The sequence below is a fragment of the Micromonospora sp. CA-249363 genome, assembly GCF_050950185.1.
Classification (GTDB): Bacteria; Actinomycetota; Actinomycetes; order Mycobacteriales; family Micromonosporaceae; genus Micromonospora.
In genome coordinates, this window is the sequence record NZ_CP192020.1 from 6,879,718 (window position 1) to 6,902,024 (window position 22,307).

The 22,307-nt window shown below is 73.2% G+C and carries 22 protein-coding genes; 14 read left to right on the forward strand and 8 right to left on the reverse strand.

The window, feature by feature from the left end; all coding sequences use genetic code 11:
* Window positions 1–445: 445 nt before the first annotated feature.
* Together ACQPZK_RS31020 and ACQPZK_RS31025 are read left to right on the forward strand one after the other, a co-directional pair.
* Window positions 446–1,267 (forward strand): HAD family hydrolase, encoded by an 822-nt coding sequence (locus ACQPZK_RS31020; RefSeq protein ID WP_433536255.1) that lies wholly within the window; start codon window positions 446–448, stop codon window positions 1,265–1,267.
* Window positions 1,267–2,079 carry a Cof-type HAD-IIB family hydrolase gene (locus ACQPZK_RS31025; RefSeq protein WP_433536256.1) on the forward strand — a complete coding sequence of 271 codons (813 nt, stop codon included), beginning with the start codon at window positions 1,267–1,269 and terminating at the stop codon, window positions 2,077–2,079. The genes ACQPZK_RS31020 and ACQPZK_RS31025 overlap by 1 nt, the downstream gene beginning before the upstream one ends.
* A 4-nt stretch (window positions 2,080–2,083) precedes the next feature.
* On the opposite strand, the gene ACQPZK_RS31030 is transcribed toward ACQPZK_RS31025, so the two are convergent.
* Window positions 2,084–2,698 carry a bacterial proteasome activator family protein gene (locus tag ACQPZK_RS31030; protein WP_433539375.1) on the reverse strand — a complete coding sequence of 205 codons (615 nt, stop codon included), beginning with the start codon at window positions 2,696–2,698 and terminating at the stop codon, window positions 2,084–2,086.
* Between the two features lie 59 nt (window positions 2,699–2,757).
* Here ACQPZK_RS31030 and ACQPZK_RS31035 point away from each other — a divergent pair, with 59 nt between their 5' ends.
* Both ACQPZK_RS31035 and ACQPZK_RS31040 read left to right on the forward strand, forming a co-directional pair.
* Complete coding sequence (locus ACQPZK_RS31035) at window positions 2,758–3,555, forward strand: alpha/beta hydrolase family protein (protein ID WP_433536257.1); 798 nt, start codon at window positions 2,758–2,760, stop codon at window positions 3,553–3,555.
* An 80-nt stretch (window positions 3,556–3,635) separates the two neighbouring features.
* Complete coding sequence (locus ACQPZK_RS31040) at window positions 3,636–4,823, forward strand: ABC transporter substrate-binding protein (RefSeq protein WP_433536258.1); 1,188 nt, start codon at window positions 3,636–3,638, stop codon at window positions 4,821–4,823.
* A 73-nt stretch (window positions 4,824–4,896) separates the two neighbouring features.
* On the opposite strand, the gene ddaH is transcribed toward ACQPZK_RS31040, so the two are convergent.
* Complete coding sequence (gene ddaH, locus ACQPZK_RS31045) at window positions 4,897–5,682, reverse strand: dimethylargininase (RefSeq protein WP_433539376.1); 786 nt, start codon at window positions 5,680–5,682, stop codon at window positions 4,897–4,899.
* A gap of 107 nt (window positions 5,683–5,789) precedes the next feature.
* Here ddaH and ACQPZK_RS31050 point away from each other — a divergent pair, with 107 nt between their 5' ends.
* Window positions 5,790–6,251, forward strand: a complete 462-nt coding sequence (locus ACQPZK_RS31050; RefSeq protein WP_354814963.1) for an Lrp/AsnC family transcriptional regulator — start codon at window positions 5,790–5,792, stop codon at window positions 6,249–6,251.
* Between the two features lie 171 nt (window positions 6,252–6,422).
* Window positions 6,423–7,385: a zinc-binding dehydrogenase gene (locus ACQPZK_RS31055; RefSeq protein ID WP_433536259.1), complete on the forward strand. Its 963-nt coding sequence runs from the start codon at window positions 6,423–6,425 to the stop codon at window positions 7,383–7,385.
* Here ACQPZK_RS31055 and ACQPZK_RS31060 read toward each other — a convergent pair.
* The 3 genes from ACQPZK_RS31060 to mobA form a co-directional block, all read right to left on the reverse strand.
* The gene (locus tag ACQPZK_RS31060) at window positions 7,382–8,476 is read right to left on the reverse strand and encodes a T3SS (YopN, CesT) and YbjN peptide-binding chaperone 1 (protein ID WP_433536260.1); all 1,095 of its coding nucleotides are present in this window, start codon (window positions 8,474–8,476) and stop codon (window positions 7,382–7,384) included. The genes ACQPZK_RS31055 and ACQPZK_RS31060 overlap by 4 nt on opposite strands.
* Before the next feature lie 119 nt (window positions 8,477–8,595).
* The gene (locus ACQPZK_RS31065; protein WP_433536261.1) at window positions 8,596–8,859 is read right to left on the reverse strand and encodes a DUF6457 domain-containing protein; all 264 of its coding nucleotides are present in this window, start codon (window positions 8,857–8,859) and stop codon (window positions 8,596–8,598) included.
* Window positions 8,856–9,662: a molybdenum cofactor guanylyltransferase gene (mobA, locus tag ACQPZK_RS31070; protein WP_433536262.1), complete on the reverse strand. Its 807-nt coding sequence runs from the start codon at window positions 9,660–9,662 to the stop codon at window positions 8,856–8,858. The genes ACQPZK_RS31065 and mobA overlap by 4 nt, the downstream gene beginning before the upstream one ends.
* 100 nt (window positions 9,663–9,762) lie before the next feature.
* On the opposite strand from mobA, the gene fdhD reads away from it, so the two are divergent.
* Entirely contained in the window at window positions 9,763–10,626 is an 864-nt protein-coding gene (gene fdhD / locus ACQPZK_RS31075; protein WP_433536263.1) for a formate dehydrogenase accessory sulfurtransferase FdhD, read from the forward strand.
* Between the two features lie 148 nt (window positions 10,627–10,774).
* Here fdhD and ACQPZK_RS31080 read toward each other — a convergent pair whose 3' ends face one another.
* The gene (locus ACQPZK_RS31080; protein ID WP_433536264.1) at window positions 10,775–11,821 is read right to left on the reverse strand and encodes a DUF4192 domain-containing protein; all 1,047 of its coding nucleotides are present in this window, start codon (window positions 11,819–11,821) and stop codon (window positions 10,775–10,777) included.
* 152 nt (window positions 11,822–11,973) lie between these two features.
* Between ACQPZK_RS31080 and ACQPZK_RS31085 the strand changes: the two genes are divergently transcribed.
* The 5 genes from ACQPZK_RS31085 (at window position 11,974) to ACQPZK_RS31105 (ending at window position 18,681) form a co-directional block, all read left to right on the forward strand.
* Entirely contained in the window at window positions 11,974–12,888 is a 915-nt protein-coding gene (locus ACQPZK_RS31085) for a fructosamine kinase family protein (protein WP_433536265.1), read from the forward strand.
* A complete protein-coding gene (gene moaA, locus ACQPZK_RS31090) occupies window positions 12,885–13,898 on the forward strand; it encodes a GTP 3',8-cyclase MoaA (RefSeq protein ID WP_433536266.1) in 1,014 nt (337 codons plus the stop codon). Before ACQPZK_RS31085 ends, moaA begins: the two co-directional genes overlap by 4 nt.
* A 3-nt stretch (window positions 13,899–13,901) precedes the next feature.
* Entirely contained in the window at window positions 13,902–14,156 is a 255-nt protein-coding gene (locus ACQPZK_RS31095) for a MoaD/ThiS family protein (protein WP_433536267.1), read from the forward strand.
* Between the two features lie 12 nt (window positions 14,157–14,168).
* Complete coding sequence (locus ACQPZK_RS31100; RefSeq protein WP_433536268.1) at window positions 14,169–15,419, forward strand: metallophosphoesterase; 1,251 nt, start codon at window positions 14,169–14,171, stop codon at window positions 15,417–15,419.
* A 61-nt stretch (window positions 15,420–15,480) separates the two neighbouring features.
* Window positions 15,481–18,681 (forward strand): UvrD-helicase domain-containing protein, encoded by a 3,201-nt coding sequence (locus ACQPZK_RS31105; RefSeq protein WP_433536269.1) that lies wholly within the window; start codon window positions 15,481–15,483, stop codon window positions 18,679–18,681.
* A 108-nt stretch (window positions 18,682–18,789) separates the two neighbouring features.
* Here the strand turns inward: ACQPZK_RS31105 and ACQPZK_RS31110 are convergent, their stop codons facing one another.
* Window positions 18,790–19,419 carry a prepilin peptidase gene (locus tag ACQPZK_RS31110; RefSeq protein ID WP_433536270.1) on the reverse strand — a complete coding sequence of 210 codons (630 nt, stop codon included), beginning with the start codon at window positions 19,417–19,419 and terminating at the stop codon, window positions 18,790–18,792.
* A gap of 10 nt (window positions 19,420–19,429) precedes the next feature.
* Window positions 19,430–20,434, reverse strand: coding sequence for an EamA family transporter (locus ACQPZK_RS31115; RefSeq protein ID WP_433536271.1), 1,005 nt, complete (start codon window positions 20,432–20,434; stop codon window positions 19,430–19,432).
* 552 nt (window positions 20,435–20,986) lie between these two features.
* Here ACQPZK_RS31115 and ACQPZK_RS31120 point away from each other — a divergent pair.
* Window positions 20,987–21,427 (forward strand): LppU/SCO3897 family protein, encoded by a 441-nt coding sequence (locus ACQPZK_RS31120; protein ID WP_433539377.1) that lies wholly within the window; start codon window positions 20,987–20,989, stop codon window positions 21,425–21,427.
* A gap of 363 nt (window positions 21,428–21,790) precedes the next feature.
* Window positions 21,791–22,201 carry an LppU/SCO3897 family protein gene (locus ACQPZK_RS31125; RefSeq protein WP_433539378.1) on the forward strand — a complete coding sequence of 137 codons (411 nt, stop codon included), beginning with the start codon at window positions 21,791–21,793 and terminating at the stop codon, window positions 22,199–22,201.
* Window positions 22,202–22,307: the final 106 nt, after the last annotated feature.

The following is a 22,307-nucleotide window of genomic DNA, read 5'->3' on the forward strand; positions in this document are numbered from 1 at the left end:
GATCGACGCGGTGAGGGGCGCGAGGAGCGCGCGGTGAGGGCGCGGTGAGGGGCGCGGTGAGCGCGCGGGGCCGGGGCGCCGGGCCGGGGCGCAGTGAGGGGCGCGAGGAGCGCGCGGTGAGAGGCGCGGGGAGCGCGCGGTGAGAGGCGCGGGGAGCGCGCGGTGAGAGGCGCGGGGAGCGCGCGGGGCCGGGGCGCAGTGAGGGGCGCGGGGAGCGCGCGGGGAACGCGCGGGGAGCGCGCGGGGAACGCGCGGGGAGCGCGCGGGGGCGGGGCCGGGGGACAGGGAGGGCCGGACACCTTCAGGGTGGGGTGTGTTGGTGCCCGATTCGCCGGGAAGCCATGGTTGCGACCTGTTCCGCGAGGTACGGTTGCTGCCCGCCGTCACGCCGGGTCTCGACAAGGACCGCACGGTGGCTGCGACGGCGGCGGGCGAAGGAGGAACGATGACCCGCCCGGGACTGCCCAAGCTGATCGCGACCGACCTCGACGGAACGCTCGTCCGCAGCGACGACACCGTCTCCGCGTACACCCATGGGGTGCTCGACCGGGTGCGGGCCGCCGGTATTCCGGTGGTCGGCGCGACCGGACGCGGCCCTCGCCTGACCGAGCTGACCCGCAACGACATCCGCGCCGCCGACTTCCTGGTGATGGCCGGCGGCGGGCGTGTGGTCGACCAGAGCGACCCGGCGGGCCCGGTGGTGCTCCGCGACGAGCGTCTGCCCGCCGAGGTGCTGGCCCGGCTGCTCGCCGACCTGGAGGCCGAGGTCGGCCCGCTGACCGTGATGGTCGAGGCGTCCGACGAGCACGACGCCCCGCTCTGGGGTGACTACCACCCCAGCTGGCCCTACCAGGACCGGTTCGAGGCGCGCACCCGCGACGAGTGCCTGTCCTGCGACGTGCTCAAGGCGTTCGCCAGAACCGCCGACCACCACGTGGACGAGTTGCTGGCGGTGGCCCGCCGGATCGTCGGGCCGCAGGTCGCCACGCTCACCCAGGCCGGACTCGGCTTCATCGAGATCTGCCCGCCGGGGGTGGACAAGGCGACCGGTCTGACGGTCGTCGCGCAGACGCTCGGGGTCGACCCGGCCGACGTGCTGGTCTTCGGCGACATGCCCAACGACCTGCCGATGTTCGAGTGGGCCGGGTGGTCGCGGGTGGCCGTCGCCAACGCGCACCCCGACGTCCGCGCGGCCGCCGACGAGGTGACCCTGCGTAATGACGACGACGGGGTGGCCGTGTATCTGGACCGACTACTCTCCCGATGATGGGAGAGACACCCCGGCTCATCGCCACGGACATCGACGGCACGCTGATCCGCGACGACCACACGGTCAGCCCACACACCGCCGACGTGCTCGCGCGGATCGCCGCGCGAGGCACGCCGGTCGTGCTGGTCACCGGCCGCCCGGTCCGCTGGCTCAAGATGGTGTACGACCAACTGGCCGAGCCTCTGCCGGCGGTCTGCGCCAACGGCGCCGTGGTCTACGACCCGTTCAACGACGAGGTGTTACGGGCCGATCCGCTCGCGCCACAGCACCTGGCGGAGGTGGCGCGGCGGCTGCGCGCCGAGGTACCCGGCATCAGCTTCGCCGTGGAGATCCTGGACAGCCGGGAGATGCGGCACGAGGCGCACTACCCGCTGCGCTGGGACGCCGACGCCGAGGCGATCCGGCCGATCGAGACGCCGGAGGAACTGCTCTCCGTGCCGGCGGTGAAGCTCCTCGCCCGCGCCGGCGAACAGGACCCGGACGCGTTCGCGGCGCTGATCGCCACGGCGCTGCGGGGGCTCGCCGAGGCGACCCACTCGTCGTCCTCCGGGCTGGTGGAGATCTCCGCGGCCGGAGTGACCAAGGCGGCCGGGCTCGACTGGTACTGCGACCGGCTCGGGGTGGCCGCGGCGGACGTGGTGGCCTTCGGCGACATGCCCAACGACGTGCCCATGCTCAGCTGGGCGGGGCGCGGCGTGGCCGTGGCCAACGCGCACCCCGCCGTCCTCGCGGTCGCCGACGAGGTGACCGGCTCGAATTCCGAGGACGGCGTGGCCGCGTACCTGGAGAAGGTCTTCGGGGTCCAGTGACCGGTCAGAGGTACTGACCGGTGTTGTGACCCTCACCGCCGCCCGGCTGGCCGATGCCCGGCATACCGGGCACGACCCCGCCGGGTCCGCTGGGCAGCGCCTGCCGGCCGCCGCGCATCTGCTCCAACTGGACCCGGGCCGCCATCTGCTGGGCCACCAGGGCGGCCTGGATGCCGTGGAACAGGCCCTCCAGCCAGCCGACGAGCTGGGCGTGCGCGATGCGCAGCTCGCTCTCGCTGGGCGCCTTGTCCTCGGTGAAGGGCAGTGAGATCCGCTCCAACTCGTCGCGCAGCTCGGGTGCGAGACCCTCCTTCAGCTCGACGATCGAGCGTTCGTGGATCTCCCGCATCCGGTGCCGGCTGGCGTCGTCCAGCGGGGCGGCCTTGACCTCCTCCAGCAGCTGCTTGATCATGCTGCCGATCCGCATCACCTTGGCCGGCTGTTCGACCAGGCGGGTCGGGTCCTCGCCGTGGCCCTCCTCGGTCTGCACGGTGCCGATCGGCCGCCCGTCCGGACCGACCACCACCACGGTGCCGGAGTGGCCGGAGTCGTCGGGGCCGGGCTGGTCGTTCTGCTCAGCGGTCATGGGGTCCATCTTTACCCAGGCGGCGCGACCCATGCCGCCCGGGACCGACTCCTGGTGCCGAACCACCCGGGTGAGCGCGCTACCGTCGCGCCATGTCTGCCGACCCACGCGCCGTGCTGACCCGGCCGGCGGCCGCGCCGGACCGGACGGTGGCGTACGGCGACCACCCCGACCAGGTCGCCGACCTTCGCGAGCCAGCCGGCTCCGGGCCGGCCCGGCCGCTGGTCGTGGTGGTGCACGGGGGCTTCTGGCGGGCCGAGTACGACCGCCGGCACACCGGGCCGCTGGCCGCCGCGCTAGCGGCCGACGGTTATCCGGTGGCGCAACTGGAGTACCGGCGTACCGGGCAACCGGGCGGCGGCTGGCCGGGCACCTTGACCGATGTCCTCGCCGGGATCGCGGCGCTGCCGGAGTTGGTCGCGCGGGCGCTGCCCGGTCGGGTGAGCGAGGTCGCGCCGATCCTGATCGGTCATTCCGCCGGTGGTCACCTGGCGTTGTACGCGGCGGCCACCGCGCCGTCGACGGTGGGTGGGGTGCTGGCCCTGGCCCCGGTCGCCGATCTCGCCGAGGCGTACCGGCTGGACCTGGACTCCGGTGCCGTGGCGGCGCTGCTGGGGGGTGGCCCGGGGGATGTGCCGGACCGCTACGCGGTGGCCGATCCACGATCATTGGTACCGATGTCAACACGCACGGTAGTGATACATGGATCACTGGACGAGCAGGTACCGGTCTCGATGAGCCGGGATTTCGTCGCGGCAGCTCGTACCGCAGCATCCGATATCTCCCTTGTTGAGCTGCCCGGATGCGAGCATTTCGGACTGATCGATCCGGAGTCCCCGGCCTGGCCTCGGGTGCGGGATGCGTTGCGGTCCCTGCACGATGATCAATAGCCATTGACGCAGCGTCGCCGACCAGGTAGAACGCCGGAGGGGCGCTGTTCCGCCCTGCAACGCTCCTGGGAAGGAACTCGGTGTCGCAGATGAATCGCAGGCGGGCGCTCCAACTGTTGGCCGCGCTCGGGACGACCGGATTCGCCACCGCGTGCGGCTCCGACAACGTCGACCAGCCGACCGCACCCAAGAGCCCGATCAAGATCGGTCTGATCGCACCGAAGGCCGGGGGCTTCAAGACCATCGGTGACGACATCACCAACGGCTTCCAGCTCTTCCTCGACCTGCACAACCAGCAACTGGGTGGGCACCCGGTCGAGCTGCTCACCGCCGACGAGGGCGAGACCGCCAAGACCGGCAAGGCCGCCGTCGACCAGCTCCTCAAGCAGAACGTGCTCGCCCTCACCGGCGTGGTCAACTCGGCGGTGATGGTGGGCATCCGCGACACCGTCGAGGATGCCCGGGTCCCGCTCGTCGGATCGAACGCCTCACCGAGCAGCCTGCAGAGCGTCGTCTACATCTGGCGTACCTCGTACGTGCTGGACGAGGCCGGCCGGGCGCTGGGCCTCTACCTGCGCGACCAGCTCCCGGCGAACGGCCGGATCGCGATCATCGTGCCGGAGAACGTGGGCAGCCCGGACGTCGTACGGGGGTTCAAGCAGGGCTTCGGCGTCACCGACCCGCGCATCGCCGATCCGGTGACCAACACCAACCCCACCACGAACCCGGGCAAGACCACCTACGTGGCGGACATCCAGAAGGCGCTGCGCAAGAACCCCACCGCGGTCTTCTGCTTCTTCGCGGGCGCGGCCGGAGTGGAGTTCATCAAGCAGCTACGCGACCAGTTCTCCGGCCCCGTCTACGCGCCCGGCTTCCTCACCGAGGGCACCGTGCTGGAGAGCCTGGACCGGGACGCGCTGGGCATCCAGACCGCCCTGAACTACTCGGCCGACCTCAACAACACGTCGAACCGGGTCTTCGCCTCGGCGTACCGCAAGAAGCACCAGACCACGCCGACGACCTACGCGATGGCGTCGTACGACGCGGCCCAGGTGCTCGACCAGGCGATCCAGCTGACCGGCGGAACGCCCTCCCCGCAGCAGGTCAACCTGGCGCTGGGCAAGATCGGCCAGATCGACAGCCCGCGCGGCATCTGGCAGTTCAACCAGCCGCGTACGCCGCAGCAGAAGTGGTACCTGCGCGAGGTCCAGCGCGACGGTCAGGTCATGTCGAACGTGCTGACCAACGAGCTGGCCACGCTGGGCTGAGTGCCCACCGGACGAAGCAGGGGCCGGCCTCCCGCGGGGAGGCCGGCCCCTGCCGTACGCGGCAGTGTTCGGGTCAGTGCCGCAGTTCGGCGATGCAGCACTTCACGCTGCCGCCGCCCTTCTTGAGCTCGGCCAGCTCCACCGGAACCGGGGTGTAACCGGCGGCCTTGAGCTTGCCGGCCAGTCGGGTGGCCTCGCTGTTGAGCACCACGTTCGCGCCGTCGCTGACCAGGTTGAGCCCGAAGGCCATCGCATCCTCGTCGTCGGCGATCACCGCATCCGGAAAGAGCTGCGTGAGGACGCGCTGACTGGCCGCCGAGAACGCGCCCGGGAAGTAGACGATGTTCGCGTCGTCGAGGGCGGCGAGCGCCACGTCCAGGTGGTAGAAGCGCGGGTCGATCAGCCGCAACGACACCACCGGCCGGCCCAGCGCCTCCTGCGCCTCGGCGTGCGCCGGGATCTCGGTACGGAAACCGTGCCCGGCCAGGATGAGTCCGCCGTGCGCCTCCGGCACGTACGCGAAGTCGCCCTCGCCCTCGTTGGTCTCGCTCGGCGCGATGAACCGCCAGCCCTGCTGCTCGTAGAACGCGTGGTGCGCGGCGGCCTCGGCGGCCCGCTGCTCGTGCTTGAACCGCGCGCCGTAGACGCTGCCGTCGACCACGAACGCGCCGTTGGCGGCGTACACCATGTCGGGCAGCCCCGCCTCCGGCGTGAGCAGGTGCACCTCGTGGCCGAGGCCGACGAGCGTCTCGCGCAGTCGGTCCCACTGCTTGACGGCCAGTTCCCGATCCACCGGGGTGGTCACGTCCATCCACGGATTGATCGCGTACTCGACCGCGAAATGATCGGGCGAGCACATGAGATATGTCCGCTTTCGCGGGACTCGCTGCTGGTTCACGGTCACCAAGAGTAGGTATCGTTCAACTTTGGTAACAGCCACAACCATTGCTTCCCAGAGGCGGAACGTTGCAGATAGACGCCGTTGACCAGCGGATCATTGCGTTGCTCGTCGCAGACGCCCGCGCGTCGTACGCCGACATCGGCACCCGGGTGTCACTCTCCGCCCCGGCGGTCAAGCGCCGGGTCGACCGACTGCGCGCCACCGGCGTCATCCGGGGATTCACGGCCGTCGTCGACCCGGCCGCCGTCGGCTGGACCACCGAGGCGTTCGTCGAGCTGTTCTGCGCCGGCCGGACCACCCCGGCGCAGATCGGCGTGGCCGCCCGCCGCCACCCCGAGGTGGTCGGCGCGTACACCGTCTCCGGCGAGGCGGACGCGCTGGTGCACCTGCGCGCCGCCGACATCGCTCACCTCGAGGCGGCCCTCGAGCGGTTGCGCGCCGAGTCGTTCGTGACGTCCACCCGCAGCACCATCGTGCTGTCCCGGCTGGTCGAATCCCCCGGCGTCGGGCCGTCCACCGGCGCCTGACCGTCCCAGCGCGGCTCGACCCGTTCGCGGCTCGACCCCGCGTTCGCGGCTCCACCCTGCCTGCGCGGCTCCACCCTGCGATCGCGGCTCCACCCTGCGATCGCGGCTTGACCTCAAGTCTGGTTCAGGTGTTGGACTCGTGGCGGCCTGGCACGACACGAGGGGGGATCCATGCGGGCGATCTGGTTGCGCGAATTCGGCGGCCCCGAGGTGCTGACTCCCGGCCCGGCGCCGGACCCGGTGCCCGGCCCCGGCCAGGTGTCGATCGACGTCGCGCACGCGAACGTCACCTTCGTCGAGACGCAGCAGCGCTCGGGGCGTCCCGGGCCGAACCGGTACACCCCGCCGCTGATCCCCGGCAACGGTGTCGGCGGCGTCATCACCGCCGTCGGGCCGGACGTCGACCCGGCCCGCCTCGGGCAGCGGGTGGTCACCGCCACCGGCGGCGCCGGCGGGTACGCCGAACGGGTCGTGGTGGACGCGGCCGCGCCCATCGACGTACCGACCGGGCTGGCGCTGGACGCGGCCGTGGCGCTGCTCGCCGACGGGCGCACCGCCACCATGCTCGTCGAGGCGGTCGGTGTCCGCGCCGGTGACCGCGTGCTGGTCGAGGCCGCCGCGGGTGGGGTGGGGAGCCTGCTCGTCCAGATCGCGACGCGGGCCGGCGCACGCGTGATCGGCGTGGCCGGCGGACCGCGCAAGGTGGCCCTGCTGCCCGGGCTGGGCGCCGAAGCGGCGGTCGACTACCTACAGCCGGACTGGGCCGATCGCGTCCGCGACGCGGTGGACGGGGTCGACGTGGTGTTCGACGGCGTCGGCGGTCCGGTGGCCCGGGCGGCGTTCGAGCTGCTGGCCCCGGGCGGGCGGATGATCAGCTACGGGTTGGCCAGCGGCGAGTGGTCCCCCGTGACACCGGACGCAGCCGCCGAACGCCGGATCACGCTGATCCGGCCGGACGTGACACCCGCGCGGCTGCGGGCGTACACCATCGGGGCGCTGGCGAACGCGGCGGCCGGGCAGCTCCGGCCGCTGATCGGCCAGCGCTTCCCCCTTGAACGCGCCGCCGACGCGCACGCCGCCATCGAGGCGCGCGCGACGGTCGGCAAGACCCTGTTGGACGTGGCCGTCAGCTAGAGATACATGCCGGTGCGGTGCTGGGAGTCGTCACCGCGGACCGGCTTGTCGCCCTCGCCGAAGAAGCGCTTGCCGCCGAACTCACCGTGCAGGCGATCGTCGAGCTCGTCGGCGAGACCGGTCATCACCTGCACCGCCAGCATGAGATGGGTCGCCTGGAAGTTACGGCCGAAGACCGGGATCGAGGCCCAGACCGTGTCGTCGGCACAGTAGAGGCGGCCGATCGGCATGCGGTTGGTCAGCTCCGACAGCTTGACGTAGAGCCGTTCGGTCGGCTCGACCTCGGTGAGGACCGGGGAGAGGACGTCCACCAGCGGCGGGTTGTCACGCACCCGCACGAAGACCATCGCCGAGCCGGCCCGGATGGTGATGTCGCCGTCCGAGTCGACCTGCAACCGTTCGGCGTCGGACTTCAACATCGTGGAGACCACGGTACGGACGCGCTCCGGCAGGTCCAGCACGTCGTCCCGGTCGGTGGCCGCCTCGGCGAGCGCCTCCTGGAGGTCGCCCTCCACGTCGGCGTCCGGGCCGAACTCGCTACGCGCGGTGCCCAACGGCTCGACGGCCAACGGCTCGCCCTCGGCGTCGTGCACCAGGTAGACGAGGAAGGCCGGATGGGGTGCGCCGTACACGTCGCGCAGCGTCCGGGACAGCAGCGGGGCGATCCGGTTGGCCTCGGCCACCGTGCCGTCCAGCCCGAACGCGCCGCCGGAGCCGGCCACCACGCCGGGCGGGGACCAGCCGAGCGCCACCATGTCCGCCACCGCGGCACGGTCCAGCCGGTAGCCCTGCGGCAGCGCCGCGTTACCGACCGCCCGCGCGGAGAGACCGCCGTCGTCTGTCGCGTCGACGCTGATCGAGTAGACGGCGTCGCCCGTGCCGGAGGCGGTGGGATCGAGGGTCAGTTCGAGGTGCGCGCCGGCCGGCAGCTCCCGTAGCCGCAGGGCGAGCATCCGGGCGAACTCCCGCCAGGCCTCCGTCACCTTGGCCCGCAGATCGGTGGTGCTGGGGTCGTCGAGCAGGATCGACTCCGCCGGCTCGGGTGTACCGCCGGGCTCTCCGTCCGACGCCGAGGGGTGGTCAGCCGTCATGATCGCCTCCGTCCGTTCCGATCACCCTACCCACGGTCCACGAACCTCGAATCAGCCCGGACCGGGATCGGACACCCGACGCCCTCCCGGCGTCGGAACACCCGCATGCGGCGCCGCGGTCAGGAGGTGGGGTCGGCGAGTTCAGCGTCGAGCCCGACCGGCCAGTCGGCCGCGAGCGCGCTGAGCCGGGCCGCGGCGTCCGCCGGGTCGGCGCCCCTGCCGACGGCCAACCCCAGGAGGTACGCGCTGACCGGCGCACCCGGTCGCACCACCTGATGGGCGACGTCGCGGGCCAGGTCCAGCACCGCCGACACCGGTACCTCGGCCGGGTCCAGACCAACCTCGGCGCAGGCCGCCGTGACCCAGTCGTCCAACACCGTCATCGCACCCACTCCTCCGCCCGGCGTACGTCCTCGTCAGTGTCGCAGTCGAACCAGGGCGGCGGACCGTCACCGGCCCACGGCACCTCCCGTACCACGAGCCGGGCCGTCAGCGCCCGCACGGAAGCGCCGGCCAGACTGCCGCCCCGGTCGGCGGCCAGCCCCGCCAGCGCGGTCCGCAACGCGTCGACCCGCCACACCCCGCACAGCGACTGCCGCCGGCCGTCCGCGTCCACGAAGCACACCCCGTCGACAGGCTCTGGGGCGAGGACAGCGCCGGCTCTCGGGCCGGACCGGCTGTCCGCCGGAGCGGCCGACGCCGGGCTGTCCGCCGGGACGGCCGACGCCGGGCTGTCCGCCGGGGCGACCCACCCCGGGCTGTCCGCCGGGACGGCCGACCCCGGGCTGTCCGCCGGAGCGGGCGACGCCGGGCTGTCCGCCGGAGCGGCGAGTGCGGGAGTCTCGGCGGCGGCGAGGTGGGTCAGCAGGTCGCCGATCGCGGCGCGGGTGAGCAGCGGCAGGTCGGCGGCGAGCAGCGCGACGAGCGTCGTGTCGGGGTCGAGCAGCGCCAGCCCGGCCGCCATCGCGGCCACCGGCCCGCCTCCCGGGGGATCCTCGCGCGTCACCCGCACACCGTCGGGAACGCCGTCACCGGGACCGACCAGCACCCGGGGCGCGGCGTCGCCCACCGCAGCCAGGACCCGGTCACGCATCGACCGGCCACCGATCGGCAGCGCGGCCTTGTCGACCCCACCCATCCGTCGGGCGGCCCCACCCGCGAGCACCACGGCGGCGTACGTCTCCACCCGGCCACCGTAACCGTGCCGGCGCTCGGCCAGGGGTGCTGCGGGGTGCTGATGAGCGGCGGCCGTGCGGGCCGGCCGGGGCGGGGTGCAGGATGGCGGGATGGGACGGGCGACTGACCGACGGCGCGTACTGCGGATCGACCTGGACGCGGCGGACGGACGCGCAGCCGTCAGACGGCCCGACAACCTCTCCGTGGAGGAGCCGTTGGAGATCCGGGTCGGCCCGGCCGGTCCGGGCCGACGCAAGCCGCTCGCCGTCACCATGCGGACCCCCGGAGACGACCTGGACCTGGCGATCGGTTTCCTGCTGACCGAGGGACTGATCCGGTCCACCGACGACGTGCTGACCGCCCAACTCTGCTCCGGCGCGGAGACGCCGAACACGTACAACGTGGTGGACGTGGTGCTCGCTCCCGGCGTGCCGGAGCCGACCACCGACCCGTCCCGGAACTTCTACACGACCAGCTCCTGTGGGGTCTGCGGTAAGGCCAGCATCGACGCCGTCCGTACCCGCTCGCTGTTTCCGGTCGTCCAGGACCCGCTCGCCGTACCGGCCACGCTTCTCGCCGAGCTGCCCGACCGGCTACGGGCCGCCCAACGCGCCTTCGACCGCACCGGCGGGCTGCACGCCGCAGGGCTGTTCACACCAGCCGGTGAGCTGGTGGCGCTGCGGGAGGACGTGGGCCGGCACAACGCGGTGGACAAGGTCATCGGCTGGGCGGTGCGGGAACGCCGCCTGCCGTTGACCGGGCACCTGCTCCTGGTGTCCGGCCGAGCGAGCTTCGAGCTGACCCAGAAGGCCTGGATGGCGGGACTACCGCTGCTGGCAGCGGTGTCCGCGCCGAGCACCCTCGCCGTCGAGCTGGCCGAGGAGGCCGGAATGACGCTTGTCGGGTTCCTGCGCGGCCGGACCATGAACGTGTACGCCGGCCCGCAGCGGATCACGGTCGAGCAGCCGGCCTGACCCGAGCGATGATCCACGCCAGGTCGCCGATGTGGGGCCATCCAGACGCCCCGAAACCCCCATGTCGCCAACCTGGAGTGGATCAGCTCCTGACGACCCCGACCCCGACCCCGACCTCGTGCGCCGGCCGGGGCGCGCCGGACGCGGCTCAGCGGCGGCCACGTCGACGTCGCTTGCGGGGACGGATCACGCCGGGCATCCCGACCGAGGGCCAGCCGTCCAGTTCGGAGGGTGGCACGCCACGCCGGAGCAGGTCGTCCAGGAGCAGGGCCAGCGAGTAGTCGGGGTGCAGGCTCAGCGTGCGTTCCAGCGCGACCGCCGCCAGCGCCCCCTGCCCGGCCCGCCACGCCGCGAACGCCAGGAGCGCTCCGGGCGCGGCGGCCAACTCCGGCTCGGCCCGGCGCAGCACGTCGGTCCAGAGGTCGATGTCCCGGTCGCGGCCGTCGGTGCGTTCCCAGGCATGGTCGCGGACCGGCAGGTGACCGAGCAGCAGGCTGAGCCACGCCACCTCGTCGTCGTCGAGCCGCTCGCCGCGCCGGTGTCGGCGTTGCGCGTCGCGGACCGCGGTCACCCCGGCGGAACGCACGGCCCGCCCGCCCAGCAGATCGCCGGCGGGCGCCCGCTCGATCAGCTCGACCAGCCGTCGTTCGGCTCGGACGGTGGCGGCACGCAGCGCCTCGCGGGCCGGGCCGGCCACCGGCGACACCTGCGCCACGAGGGCCGCCCGATCGGGGAGTGCGACCTGACCGGCGAACACGGCCGACGCGGTGACCGCATTGGCCTGCGGGTCGTAGCGCCGGCCCTCGGGCGGGCAGCAGTCGACCTCGGTGCACAGGTAGGACCACCACCGGCCGTCGGTCACCCGTAGCGCGTCGAGCACCTCCAGTCCGGCGGCCGTCAGGGCGGCGCGCACCGCGTCCACGCTCGGGGTCACCCGGTCGGACGGTCCGTAGCCCACCACGGTGGCGGCCTCCGCGCCCTGCCGGTGGATCACCCCGGCCAGGTGCCGGGCACGGTCGACCAGGTCCGTCGCGGGGTCGGGCAGGTCGGCGCGGGCGGCGAAGATGATCTGCCGACCGCGCAGCGCCACCGCGACCACGCTGTCGGCCGGGTGGAAGCCGAGCAGGTACGGCACGGCGGCGATCAGATCGGCGGGCGAGCGGACGGAGAGCTTCGGACGTTCGGTCGAGGTCATGCAGGAAGGCTGCGTCCGAGCTGCGGAGCCTTCCAGACCCTGTGGATGACACGCGGCTTATCCACAACTACGGAGCGTATTCCCACAGGTAGAGGCGATTCGATGTGCTCACACGACACCGCGGTGTCACGGGCAGCGGCTACCGTGCGCTGATGGACCTGGCGTACCTGCGCGCGCATCCGGCACACCTGCCGACGTTCCGGACCCATCAGCGGCTCCGGGAGACGCCGGTCGCCGGGGGCAACATCTGCGCCGCCGCCCGGCTGACACTTGACGACGGCCACTCGGTCTTCGCGAAGTCCTGGCCGGAGGGGGCCGACCGGCCGGCGCCCGAGGGCTTCTTCGCCGCCGAGGCCGCCGGGCTGCGCTGGCTGCGACAGGCCGACGCGATCGGCGTACCCGAGGTGATCGTGGCGCTGCCCGACCTGTTGGCGCTCGACTGGGTGGAGCCCGGCGAGCCGACGCCGGATGCCGCCGAGCGCTTCGGTCGGGAGCTGGCCGTGCTGCACCGGGCCGGCGCGTCGGCCTTCGGCGCGCCCTGGGCCGGCTTCATCGGCGCGCTCGGACAGGACAACACCCCCGACGACGGCCCCTGGTCGACCTGGTTCACGCGGCGTCGACTCGTCCCCTACCTGCGCCTGTCGGTCGACGGCGGCGCGTTGACCAGCAGCGACGCCGCGCTGGTCGAGCGGGTGATCGGGCGCGTAGGTGAGTTCGGCGGGGACGAGCCACCGTCCCGCGTCCACGGTGACCTGTGGCCGGGCAACGTGTTGTGGGGCATCGACCAGCGGGCCTGGCTGGTCGACCCGGCGGCGCACGGCGGGCACCGCGAGACCGACCTCGCCCAACTGGCGCTCTTCGGCGGTGTCGCGTACCTCGACCGGGTGCTGGCCGCCTACCGGGAGAGCTGGCCGCTGGCCGACGGTTGGCGCGAGCGGGTGCCACTTCACCAGCTGCATCTGCTGCTCGTGCACACCGCGCTGTTCGGTGCCGGCTACCGCGATGCGGTTGTCCAGGTCGCGCGAGCCGCCCTGGGTGGCGCCGAGCGCGCTACGGTCGACCGGTGAGTGTCGACCGACGTACCGACGGCGTCCTCGTCGACCGGTACGGCCGCGTGGCTCGGGACCTGCGCGTGTCCCTGACCGACAAGTGCAACCTGCGGTGCACGTACTGCATGCCGGCCGAGGGGCTGCCCTGGTTGGCCGGCCCGGAGCTGCTCAGCGACGAGGAGATCGTCCGGCTGATCCGGGTCGCCGTCGAGCAGCTCGGTGTGACCGAGGTGCGGTTCACCGGCGGGGAGCCGTTGATCCGGCCCGGGCTGCTCGGCATCGTGGGCGCGGTCGCCGCGCTCGATCCCCGCCCCCGGATCTCGCTCACCACGAACGGCATCGGCCTGGACCGGCTGGCGCCGGCGCTGCGTACGGCCGGCCTGGACCGGGTGAACGTCTCGCTGGACACACTGGATGCGGCCCGGTTCGCCCAGCTCACCCGCCGTCCCCGCCTCGACGCGGTGCTAACGGGCCTCGCCGGGGCGGCAGCCGCGGGGCTCGACCCCGTGAAGATCAACTCGGTCCTGATGCGGGGCGTCAACGAGGACGAGGCGCCCGCTCTGCTCCGCTTCGCGCTCGACCACGGCTACCACCTGCGGATCATCGAGCAGATGCCGCTGGACGCCCAGCACGGTTGGGACCGGAGCACGATGGTCACCGCCGAGGAGATCCTCGCCTCCCTGCGCACCCACTTCGATCTCAGCCCCGACCCCGCCGAGCGCGGCGCGGCGCCCGCGGAGACCTGGTTGGTCGACGGCGGTCCGGCCCGGGTCGGTGTGATCGCCAGCGTCACCCGGCCCTTCTGCGGCGACTGCGACCGCACCCGGTTGACCGCCGACGGCCAGGTGCGCGCCTGCCTGTTCGCCACCGAGGAGTCCGACCTGCGGGCGGCGTTGCGCGACGGCGCGACCGACGACGAGTTGGCGCGGCGGTGGCGTACCGCGATGTGGGGCAAGCGAGCCGGGCACGGCATCGACGACCCCACCTTCCTCCAGCCGACCCGGCCGATGTCCGCGATCGGGGGTTGAGTCGTGGAGCCGAGGCCGTTGACCGTCCGCTACTTCGCGGGGGCGCGGGCCGCCGCGGGCCGCTCCGAGGAGGTGACGCCCGCCGGCCGGTCCCTCGACGACCTGACCGCCGAACTGTCCCAGCGGCACGGTGACCGGCTGGCCGCCGTGCTGCGGGTGGCCAGTTTCCTCGTGGACGGCGTCACCTGCCATGATCGTCAAGCACCCCTGCCAGGCGGGGCCACGATCGATGTCCTACCCCCGTTCGCGGGCGGCTGAGGGGGCGCGCACATGTTGGCAGTTCTCGGGTTCATGGGCGTCCTGGCGCTGGTCACCGGGCTCATCCACCTCTATCTGTGGAAACGTCTCGTCCGGGACACGACGACGCCGGGTCGCTGGCGGCGGGTCGGCGGGGTAGCCGCTCTCGTGCTGGCGGTGCTCGTACCGGTCACCCTCGTCGGCACGCAGGCCGGCCTCTACTGGCTCGCCTGGCCGGGTTACCTGTGGCTCGCCGTCATGTTCTACCTGCTGGTCACGCTGGTCGTGCTGGAGGTGCCGATGCTGGTCGCGCGGCTGGTGCTGCGCCGCCGGGTGACCGTCGCCGAGCCGACCACCGCCGCGCCCGAGCCGGTGCTGGTCGGGGGCGCCGGGCCCGCCGATCCGCCGGCCATCGGCGCGGTCGCGGCACCGGACCACGACCCGGCCCGCCGCCTGCTGCTGGCTCGCGGCGCGGCCATCTTCGCCGGCCTCACCGCCACCGGCATCACGGGGTACGGCGTCCGCACGGCGCTCGGCCCGCCGCACCTCGACCGGGTGCAGATCCCGCTCAGCAAGCTTCCCCGCAGCATGGACGGTCTGCGCATCGCCACCGTCTCCGACATCCACCTGGGCCCCCTGCGCGGCCGGGCGCACACCGAACGGATCGTCACCGCGATCAACCGCCTCGACGCGGACCTGGTCGCCGTCGTCGGCGACCTGGTCGACGGCTCGGTCGCCGAGCTGGGCCCGGCCGCCGCACCGCTGCGAGACCTGCGCTCCCGGTACGGCAACTTCTTCGTCACCGGCAACCACGAGTACTACTCCGGGGTCGAGGAGTGGGTGCAGGAGGTGGACCGGCTCGGCCTGCGGGTGCTGCAGAACCGCCGGCAGGAGATCCAGGCCCGGGGCGGGGTGCTCGACCTGGCCGGCGTCAACGACCTGAACGCGGACCCGGCGGGCACCGGCCTCGCCGCCGGCCCGGACTTCGAGGCCGCCCTCGGCGACCGCGACCCGAGCCGTCCGGTCGTCCTGCTCGCGCACCAGCCCCTCGCCGCGAAGCAGGCGGCCCGCTACGGCGTCGACCTGCAACTCTCCGGGCACACGCACGGCGGGCAGGTGGTGCCGTTCAACCTGGCCGTCAAGCTTGAGCAGCCGGTGGTCAGCGGCCTCGGCGAGGTCGACGGCACGAAGGTCTACGTGACCAACGGCGCTGGTTTCTGGGGTCCGCCGGTGCGGGTGGGCGCCGAGCCGCAGATCAGCCTCGTGGAGTTGCGCTCGGCATAGCGGACGTCACGTCCGCGCGTGGCGGAAGGCGGGCCGCGCGGCGGGCGTGACAGGATGCGGCGTGCCCCCGTTCAGTGACGTACCCCCCGGTGGCCTCCCTCCCTTCGTCGCGGACCTGCACATCCACTCGAAGTACTCGCGCGCGTGCAGCCGGGACCTGACCCTGCCGACCCTCGGATGGTGGGCGCGGCGCAAGGGCATCGCCCTGCTCGGCACCGGCGACTTCACCCACCCCGCCTGGTACGACCACTTGGTCCAGGCACTGCGCCCGGCCGAGCCGGGGCTCTACCGGCTCAGCCCGGAGGCGGAGCGCGACATCGCCCGCCGGCTGCCGCCACGACTCGCCGGTACGACCGACGCGGACGCGGTCCGTTTCATGCTGAGCGTGGAAATCTCCACCATCTACAAGCGGGACGACCGGACGCGCAAGGTCCATCACCTGATCTACCTGCCCGATCTGGAGGCGGTGGCCCGCTTCAACACCGCTCTCGGGCGCATCGGCAACCTCGGCTCCGACGGTCGGCCGATCCTCGGCCTGGACTCGCGGGACCTACTGGAGATCACCCTCGAAGCCAGCTCGGACGGCTATCTGGTGCCGGCGCACATCTGGACGCCGTGGTTCTCCGCGCTGGGCTCGAAGTCCGGCTTCGACGCGATCGCCGACTGCTACGCCGACCTCGCCGAGCACATCTTCGCCGTGGAGACGGGCCTCTCGTCCGACCCGGCGATGAACTGGCGGGTCGGCAGCCTGGACGGTTACCAGCTCGTCTCCAACTCGGACGCGCACTCGCCGCCGGCCCTCGGTCGGGAGGCGACCGTGCTGACCGCCGAGCGGGACTACTTCGCCGTCCGGGAGGCCCTGCGTACCGGTGTCGGCCTGGCCGGCACCATCGAGTTCTTCCCCGAGGAGGGCAAGTACCACGCGGACGGGCACCGGCTCTGCGGCGTCAACTGGTCGCCGGAGCGGACCCGGGAGGCCGGCGGACGCTGTCCGGAGTGCGGCAAGCCGCTCACCGTGGGCGTCCTCAGCCGGGTGGAGGAGTTGGCCGACCGTCCCGAGGGGCACCGGCCGGCGCATGCCCGGGACGTCACCCATCTGGTGCCGCTCGCCGAGATCCTTGGCGAGATCAACAAGGTGGGCGCCAGGTCGAAGAAGGTCGAGGGGCGGCTCAACGAACTGCTCGCCGCACTCGGCCCCGAGCTGGAAATCCTGACCACGACTCCGTTGTCCGACATCGCGCAGGCCGGCGGTGAGCTGCTCGCCGAGGGCATCGGGCGGCTGCGGCGGGGCGACGTACACCGGGTACCGGGCTACGACGGCGAGTACGGGGTGATCACGCTGTTCGATCCGGCGGAGCTGGGCAGGGGCGCGGGCACGGCGCAGGAGACGCTGTTCGACGTACCCGTACCCGTGCCGGCGCAGCGACGTCCGGTGGAGCCGGCGGCTCGCGCGACGGCCAAGCGCCCGGCGGCGGCCAAGGCTGAACCGAAGCGCAAGCCGGCCCCGCCTCCCGCGCCACCGATCGCGCCGCCGCCGTCACCGCACGAACCGTTCGAGCCGATGCTCTCCGGCATGGAGGAGGTCGGCACCGGCCTGCTGGACCGGTTGGACGCGATGCAGCGGGTGGCGGCGTCCGCCCCCGGCGGACCGCTGCTCATCGTGGCCGGCCCCGGCACCGGCAAGACCCGGACGCTGACCCACCGCATCGCGTACCTCTGCGCGGAGCTGAACGTCTTTCCCGAGCACTGCCTGGCGATCACGTTCACCCGCCGCGCGGCCGAGGAGCTGCGGCACCGCCTCGACGGGCTGCTCGGTCCGGTCGCCGAGGACGTCACCGTGGGCACCTTCCACGCGCTGGGGTTGACCATCCTGCGGGAGAACGCCGACGCGGCGGGCCTGCCGGCCGGCTTCCGGATCGCCGACGACGCCGAACGGTCGGCGGCCCGCTCGGAGGCCGGTGACGACGTCGCTGGCTACACGGCGCTGCTGCGCAAGCAGGACCTGGTCGACCTGGACGAGCTGGTGACCCTGCCGGTGGAGTTGCTGCGGGCGGACCGGAAGCTGGTCGAGCGGTACCGGGACCGCTGGCGGTGGATCTTCGTCGACGAGTACCAGGACGTCGACGCGGTGCAGTACGAGCTGCTGCGGCTGCTCAGCCCCGCCGACGGCAACCTCTGCGCGATCGGTGACCCGGACCAGGCGATCTACTCCTTCCGGGGTGCCGACGTCGGCTACTTCCTGCGTTTCTCGCGGGACTTCACGGACGCCCGGCTGGTCCGACTCAACCGGAACTACCGCTCGTCGGCGCCGATCCTGGCCGCCGCCGTGCAGGCCATCGCGCCGTCCTCGCTGGTCCAGGGCCGGCGACTGGATCCGGCGCGGCTCGACCCGGAGGCCCCGTTGGTCGGCCGGTACCCGGCGTCGTCCGTCGCCGACGAGGCCGACTTCGTGGTCCGGACCGTCGACGAACTGGTCGGCGGGCTGTCCCACCGATCGCTGGACTCGGGCCGGATCGACGGCCGGTCCACCACGCTGTCGTTCTCCGACATCGCCGTTCTGTACCGCACCGACGCCCAGGCCGCCCCGATCGTGGACGCTCTGACCAGGGCCAACATCCCGGTGCAGAAGCGCTCACACGACCGGCTCCGGGACCGACCCGGGGTGGCGGCGATCGCCCGCGAGCTGCGGCACGCCGACGGGTTGGCCGGGTCGTTGGCGGCCCGGGTGCGGCTGGCCGGTCAGACGGTCGCCGAGCGGTTCGCGGTGCCCACGCTGGACGGTGCGGGCAGCGGGGCCCGCCCCGAGGACGTGCGTTCGGCGGTGGACCTGCTGACTCCGCTGGCCCGCCGCTGTGGCGACGACCTGGAGGCGTTCCTGTCGCAGCTCGCCACCGGCGCCGAGGTGGACGCGCTCGACCCGCGCGCGGAGGCGGTCACGCTGCTGACCCTGCACGCCGCGAAGGGCCTCGAATTCCCGGTGGTCTTCCTGGTCGGCGCGGAGGACGGGCTGCTGCCGCTGCGCTGGCCCGGTTCGACGCCGGACGAGGACGCGGTCGCCGAGGAGCGCCGACTCTTCTTCGTCGGCCTGACCCGGGCGCAGGACCGGCTGTACGTGAGCCACGCCGCCCGGCGGACGAGGCACGGCGCGGAACGGGACTGCGCCCCCTCGCCGTTCCTCGCCGCGATCGACCCGGGCCTGTTCGAACGGTTCGGCGAGACCGAGGCCCGCCGCCCCAAGGACCGCCAACTCCGCCTCATCTGACCGGGCGGCCCCGCTCCCGTCGATCATGAAGTTGTGGTCAGCCGTATCGGCGTGTCGGGGCAACAACTTCATGATCGACGCGACTCACTCCCTCGGCGTGCGACGCAGTCAGGTGAGGAGTGCGGCGAGCCAGGCGCCGGCCAGCAGGGCCGGGCCGAGCGGGAGCAGGGTGTCGCGGTGGACCCGTCGCGCGGCCAGCAGGCCGAGGACCAGTCCGCCGTGCAGCAGGTGTGGCAGGAGAAGCCCGGTGAGCAGGGCGTCGCGGCCCAGCCAACCCAGCGGCAGGCCGAGGACGGCCGCGAGCTTCACGTCCCCGAAGCCCAGCCGGGATTTCGGCAGCAGGGCGAGCAGCACGTGCGCCGCGCCGGAGAACGCCGCGCCGGCCAGCGCACCGACCAGTCGCCCGGGAGTGCCGGCCAGCAGCGCCGCCCCGGCCAGACCGCCGAAGGCCAGGACGCCGGCCGCAGCGACCAGGGGGTCGGGCAGTCGCAGGCACGCCAGGTCGACCACAGCCAGCACCAGGCCCACCGCCGCCACCGCGAGAAGGACCGGCAGCGCCGGATCGTCACCCCGCACGGTGGCGAGCCCCACGAACACCACGACCGCCAGTGGTGGACAGAGCCGGACCGCCCCGGCCGGCCGTGCCGGCGGGTCGACGAAGCGCCAGGCCACCGGGGGTACGACGAGACCGACCAGCCCACCGAGCAGCGCCACCGGAAGCAGCGCGGCGGCCGACATGGGCCGGACGTTACCGGCGGGCTCCCGGCCGCGCCGCCCCCGATCGTGGTCCCGCTGCCTTGCGGCGTGGGCGTTCGGTGCTCACCACCAGGGCCACCCCGGCGACGATGACCGCCCCGCCGAGCAGCACCTGGGGCGTGATCGGCTCGGCCACGAGCAGGGCGCCGAGCGCCACCGCGACAGCCGGGTTCACGTACGCGTACGTCGACACCAGCGAGATGGGCGCGTTCTGCAGCAGCCACACGTACGCGGTGAAGGCCACCAACGATCCGGCCACCATGAGGTAGCCCAGCGCCAACCAGGACCGGGCGCTGACGGCCGACGGGTGGAAGTCACGCAGTTCGCCCCGACCGGCGGCGACCACGGCCAGGGCCAGCGCTCCGGCCGCCATCTCGTAGACGGTCGCCACGAACGGGTCGGTAGGCATTGCGATCCGTCCCGACAGGAACGACCCGACCGACCAGGCGGCGGCTCCCGCCACCACCGTCAGCGCGCCGACCAGTGGCACGGCGTCCGCGCTGCCGGCGGGCAGCACCAGCAGCACCAGACCGACGAAGCCCACGGTGACCCCGGCGAACGTCCAGAGCGGCGGTCGGTCACCGGTGGCCGACCGCAGCAGCACCACGAGCAGCGGCACGGTCGCCACCAGCAGGGCGGCGACGCCGGAGGGCAGCGCCACCCCGGGCGGTCCGGACTCGGCGAGCACCACCAATCCGTTGCCGCCGGCGAGCAGGAGCACACCGACAAGCGCGGCGGAGCCGAGCTGCCGACGACCCACGCGGAGGGCACCCGGCCCTCGGCGCAGCCGCAACACCACCGCGAGCACCAGGCCGGCCACGGCGAACCGCAGTGCGGCGGAGAGCAGCGGCGGCAGCGTCTCCACCGCGATCCGGATCGCCAGGTAGGTGGAGCCCCAGAGCAGGTAGACCACGATCAACGCGGTCCAGACCAGGCTCGGCGCGGCGTCGGCGCGGCGGCCGGATGTGGCGGCGGCGCTCGGTGGAGATGAGCTCATCGGTGGACCACGCTACGGTGACCTCGGAGTCGGCGTCGCTAATTGGTGGCCGGCCTCTCACCACTTGTGCAGGAGGGCGGCATGACGAACTACGGACCACCGGGTGAGGGCTACGGACGCCCGTGGCGCGGGCAGCGCCCCGACGAGACGCCCAACCGGCCGCCGCAGCAGCCCTACCCGCCGGCGGCGGAGCCCTACCCGCCGACGGTCCAGCCCTACCCGGTGGCGTCGCAGCGGCCCTACGGCGACGGCCCGTACGGCGGCGCACCGGCGGCGCCCCACGAGGGCGGCCAGTACGGCGACGGCCAGCAGTACGGCGGCGGCCAGCAGTACGGAGGCGGCCAGTACGGCGGCCAGCAGTACGGGGGCGGCCAACAGTACGGGGGCGGCCAGTACGGCGGCGGGACGGCCACGCCGTACGGCGGTGCGGCGTCCGAGCCCTACGGCGGCGCGTACCCGCCTGCCGACCGGAACCCGGCCTACGGCCCCGGGCCCTACCAGCCCGACGGTGACGACCCGGCACCCGCGCCGCCGAGGCGGGGGCGGGGACCGCTGATCGCGGTGCTGGCCGTCGTCGTACTGCTGTTGGTGGCCGGCGGCGGCGCGTACTGGTTCCTGCGGGGATCGGACGATCCGGTGCCGACGAACGCCGCGCCGACCGGCTCGGCCCCGGCGGCGGAGCCGAGCGCCGGTGTGAGCGACCCGGACGCTCCAGCGCCGAGCGCTGCGGCACCCGAGTCGTCGGCCGATCCGCGGTTCGTCAAGGTCGGGCAGTGCGTACGCAACGACGGCGTGTCGGGCGGCAAGCCCAAGCTGCTGATCAGCGGCTGCGCGCCGAAGTCGTACGAGGTGCTGCGCCGCATCGACGGCGCGACCAGCGGGGAACGCGACGCCGAGGCCAAGTGCGCCAAGGTCGAGGGTTACACCAACTGGTACTTCTTCGACAGCGAGCTGGACACCCTCGACTTCGTGCTCTGCCTGAAGCAGCGCTGACCACCCACCTCTGGGGATGACATGACGACCTACGGACCACCGGGTTCCGGGCAGCCGGACGACCCGTACCAGCGTCCGCCGACCGGGCCCGGCGGCCCGCCACCGGTCGATCCGACGCTCCCGCAGTGGGGGCCACCGCCTGAGCCCTCGCAGTGGGCGCCCCCGGAGCAGCCGGCGCAGTGGGCGCCACCACCTCAGCCCTCGCAGTGGGGTTCCCCGGAGCAGCCGGCGCAGTGGAACACCCCGCCGGGGCCGTTCCCGCCCGCCCCCGGTCAGCCGGGAGCACCGATGGGCCCGCCGCCACCCGGCGGGTACCCGATGCCGCCCGCCGCCCCCGCTGGCCGGAACGGCCGGAAGGTCGCCCTGATCGTGGGGCTGGTGGTGCTGCTCCTGCTCTGCCCCTGCCTCGGCCTCGCCGGCTGGGCGGCGTGGCGGATCGCCGACTCCGACGGCGACGCCACGCCCACGCCGTCGGCGAGCGCGCCGGTCGTTCCTCCCGGCCTGCCCAGCGAGGCGCCGAGCCCGGCCCTGCCGTCGCCGGACGAGGAGGAGGAGTTCGCCAAGGGGGACTGCGTCGTCAACGACGGCTCCGAGGACGACGCGGAGCTGCGTAAGGTGCCGTGCGGCCCGAACACCTACCAGGTGCTGCTGCGGATTCCGGCGACCACCGACGGGGACCGGTGCCAGACGCTCGCGCCGCAGGCGACCGCCAACTACGTGCATGACAACTCGATCGACCTGTTCGACTACGTGCTCTGCCTGAAGAAGCGGTAGTCGATTCCGCAAACTAGGGCTGTCTAGCGTGGACGCTAGACAGCCCTAGTTTTGTGTCGACGGTGTCGACACGCCGGTAGCCCCATCTATCCATATCTAGCTTCGC

Excerpts from the sequence above, each read along its gene's own strand:
- ACQPZK_RS31020 (WP_433536255.1), top strand. The coding sequence starts at position 446 with ATGACCCGCCCGGGACTGCCCAAGCTGATCGCGACCGACCTCGACGGA.
- ACQPZK_RS31025 (WP_433536256.1), top strand. The coding sequence starts at position 1,267 with ATGGGAGAGACACCCCGGCTCATCGCCACGGACATCGACGGCACGCTG.
- ACQPZK_RS31030 (WP_433539375.1), bottom strand. The coding sequence starts at position 2,698 with ATGGGTCGCGCCGCCTGGGTAAAGATGGACCCCATGACCGCTGAGCAG.
- ACQPZK_RS31035 (WP_433536257.1), top strand. The coding sequence starts at position 2,758 with ATGTCTGCCGACCCACGCGCCGTGCTGACCCGGCCGGCGGCCGCGCCG.
- ddaH (WP_433539376.1), bottom strand. The coding sequence starts at position 5,682 with ATGTGCTCGCCCGATCATTTCGCGGTCGAGTACGCGATCAATCCGTGG.
- ACQPZK_RS31055 (WP_433536259.1), top strand. The coding sequence starts at position 6,423 with ATGCGGGCGATCTGGTTGCGCGAATTCGGCGGCCCCGAGGTGCTGACT.
- ACQPZK_RS31060 (WP_433536260.1), bottom strand. The coding sequence starts at position 8,476 with ATGACGGCTGACCACCCCTCGGCGTCGGACGGAGAGCCCGGCGGTACA.
- ACQPZK_RS31065 (WP_433536261.1), bottom strand. The coding sequence starts at position 8,859 with ATGACGGTGTTGGACGACTGGGTCACGGCGGCCTGCGCCGAGGTTGGT.
- fdhD (WP_433536263.1), top strand. The coding sequence starts at position 9,763 with ATGGGACGGGCGACTGACCGACGGCGCGTACTGCGGATCGACCTGGAC.
- ACQPZK_RS31080 (WP_433536264.1), bottom strand. The coding sequence starts at position 11,821 with ATGACCTCGACCGAACGTCCGAAGCTCTCCGTCCGCTCGCCCGCCGAT.
- ACQPZK_RS31085 (WP_433536265.1), top strand. The coding sequence starts at position 11,974 with ATGGACCTGGCGTACCTGCGCGCGCATCCGGCACACCTGCCGACGTTC.
- ACQPZK_RS31100 (WP_433536268.1), top strand. The coding sequence starts at position 14,169 with ATGTTGGCAGTTCTCGGGTTCATGGGCGTCCTGGCGCTGGTCACCGGG.
- ACQPZK_RS31110 (WP_433536270.1), bottom strand. The coding sequence starts at position 19,419 with ATGTCGGCCGCCGCGCTGCTTCCGGTGGCGCTGCTCGGTGGGCTGGTC.
- ACQPZK_RS31115 (WP_433536271.1), bottom strand. The coding sequence starts at position 20,434 with ATGAGCTCATCTCCACCGAGCGCCGCCGCCACATCCGGCCGCCGCGCC.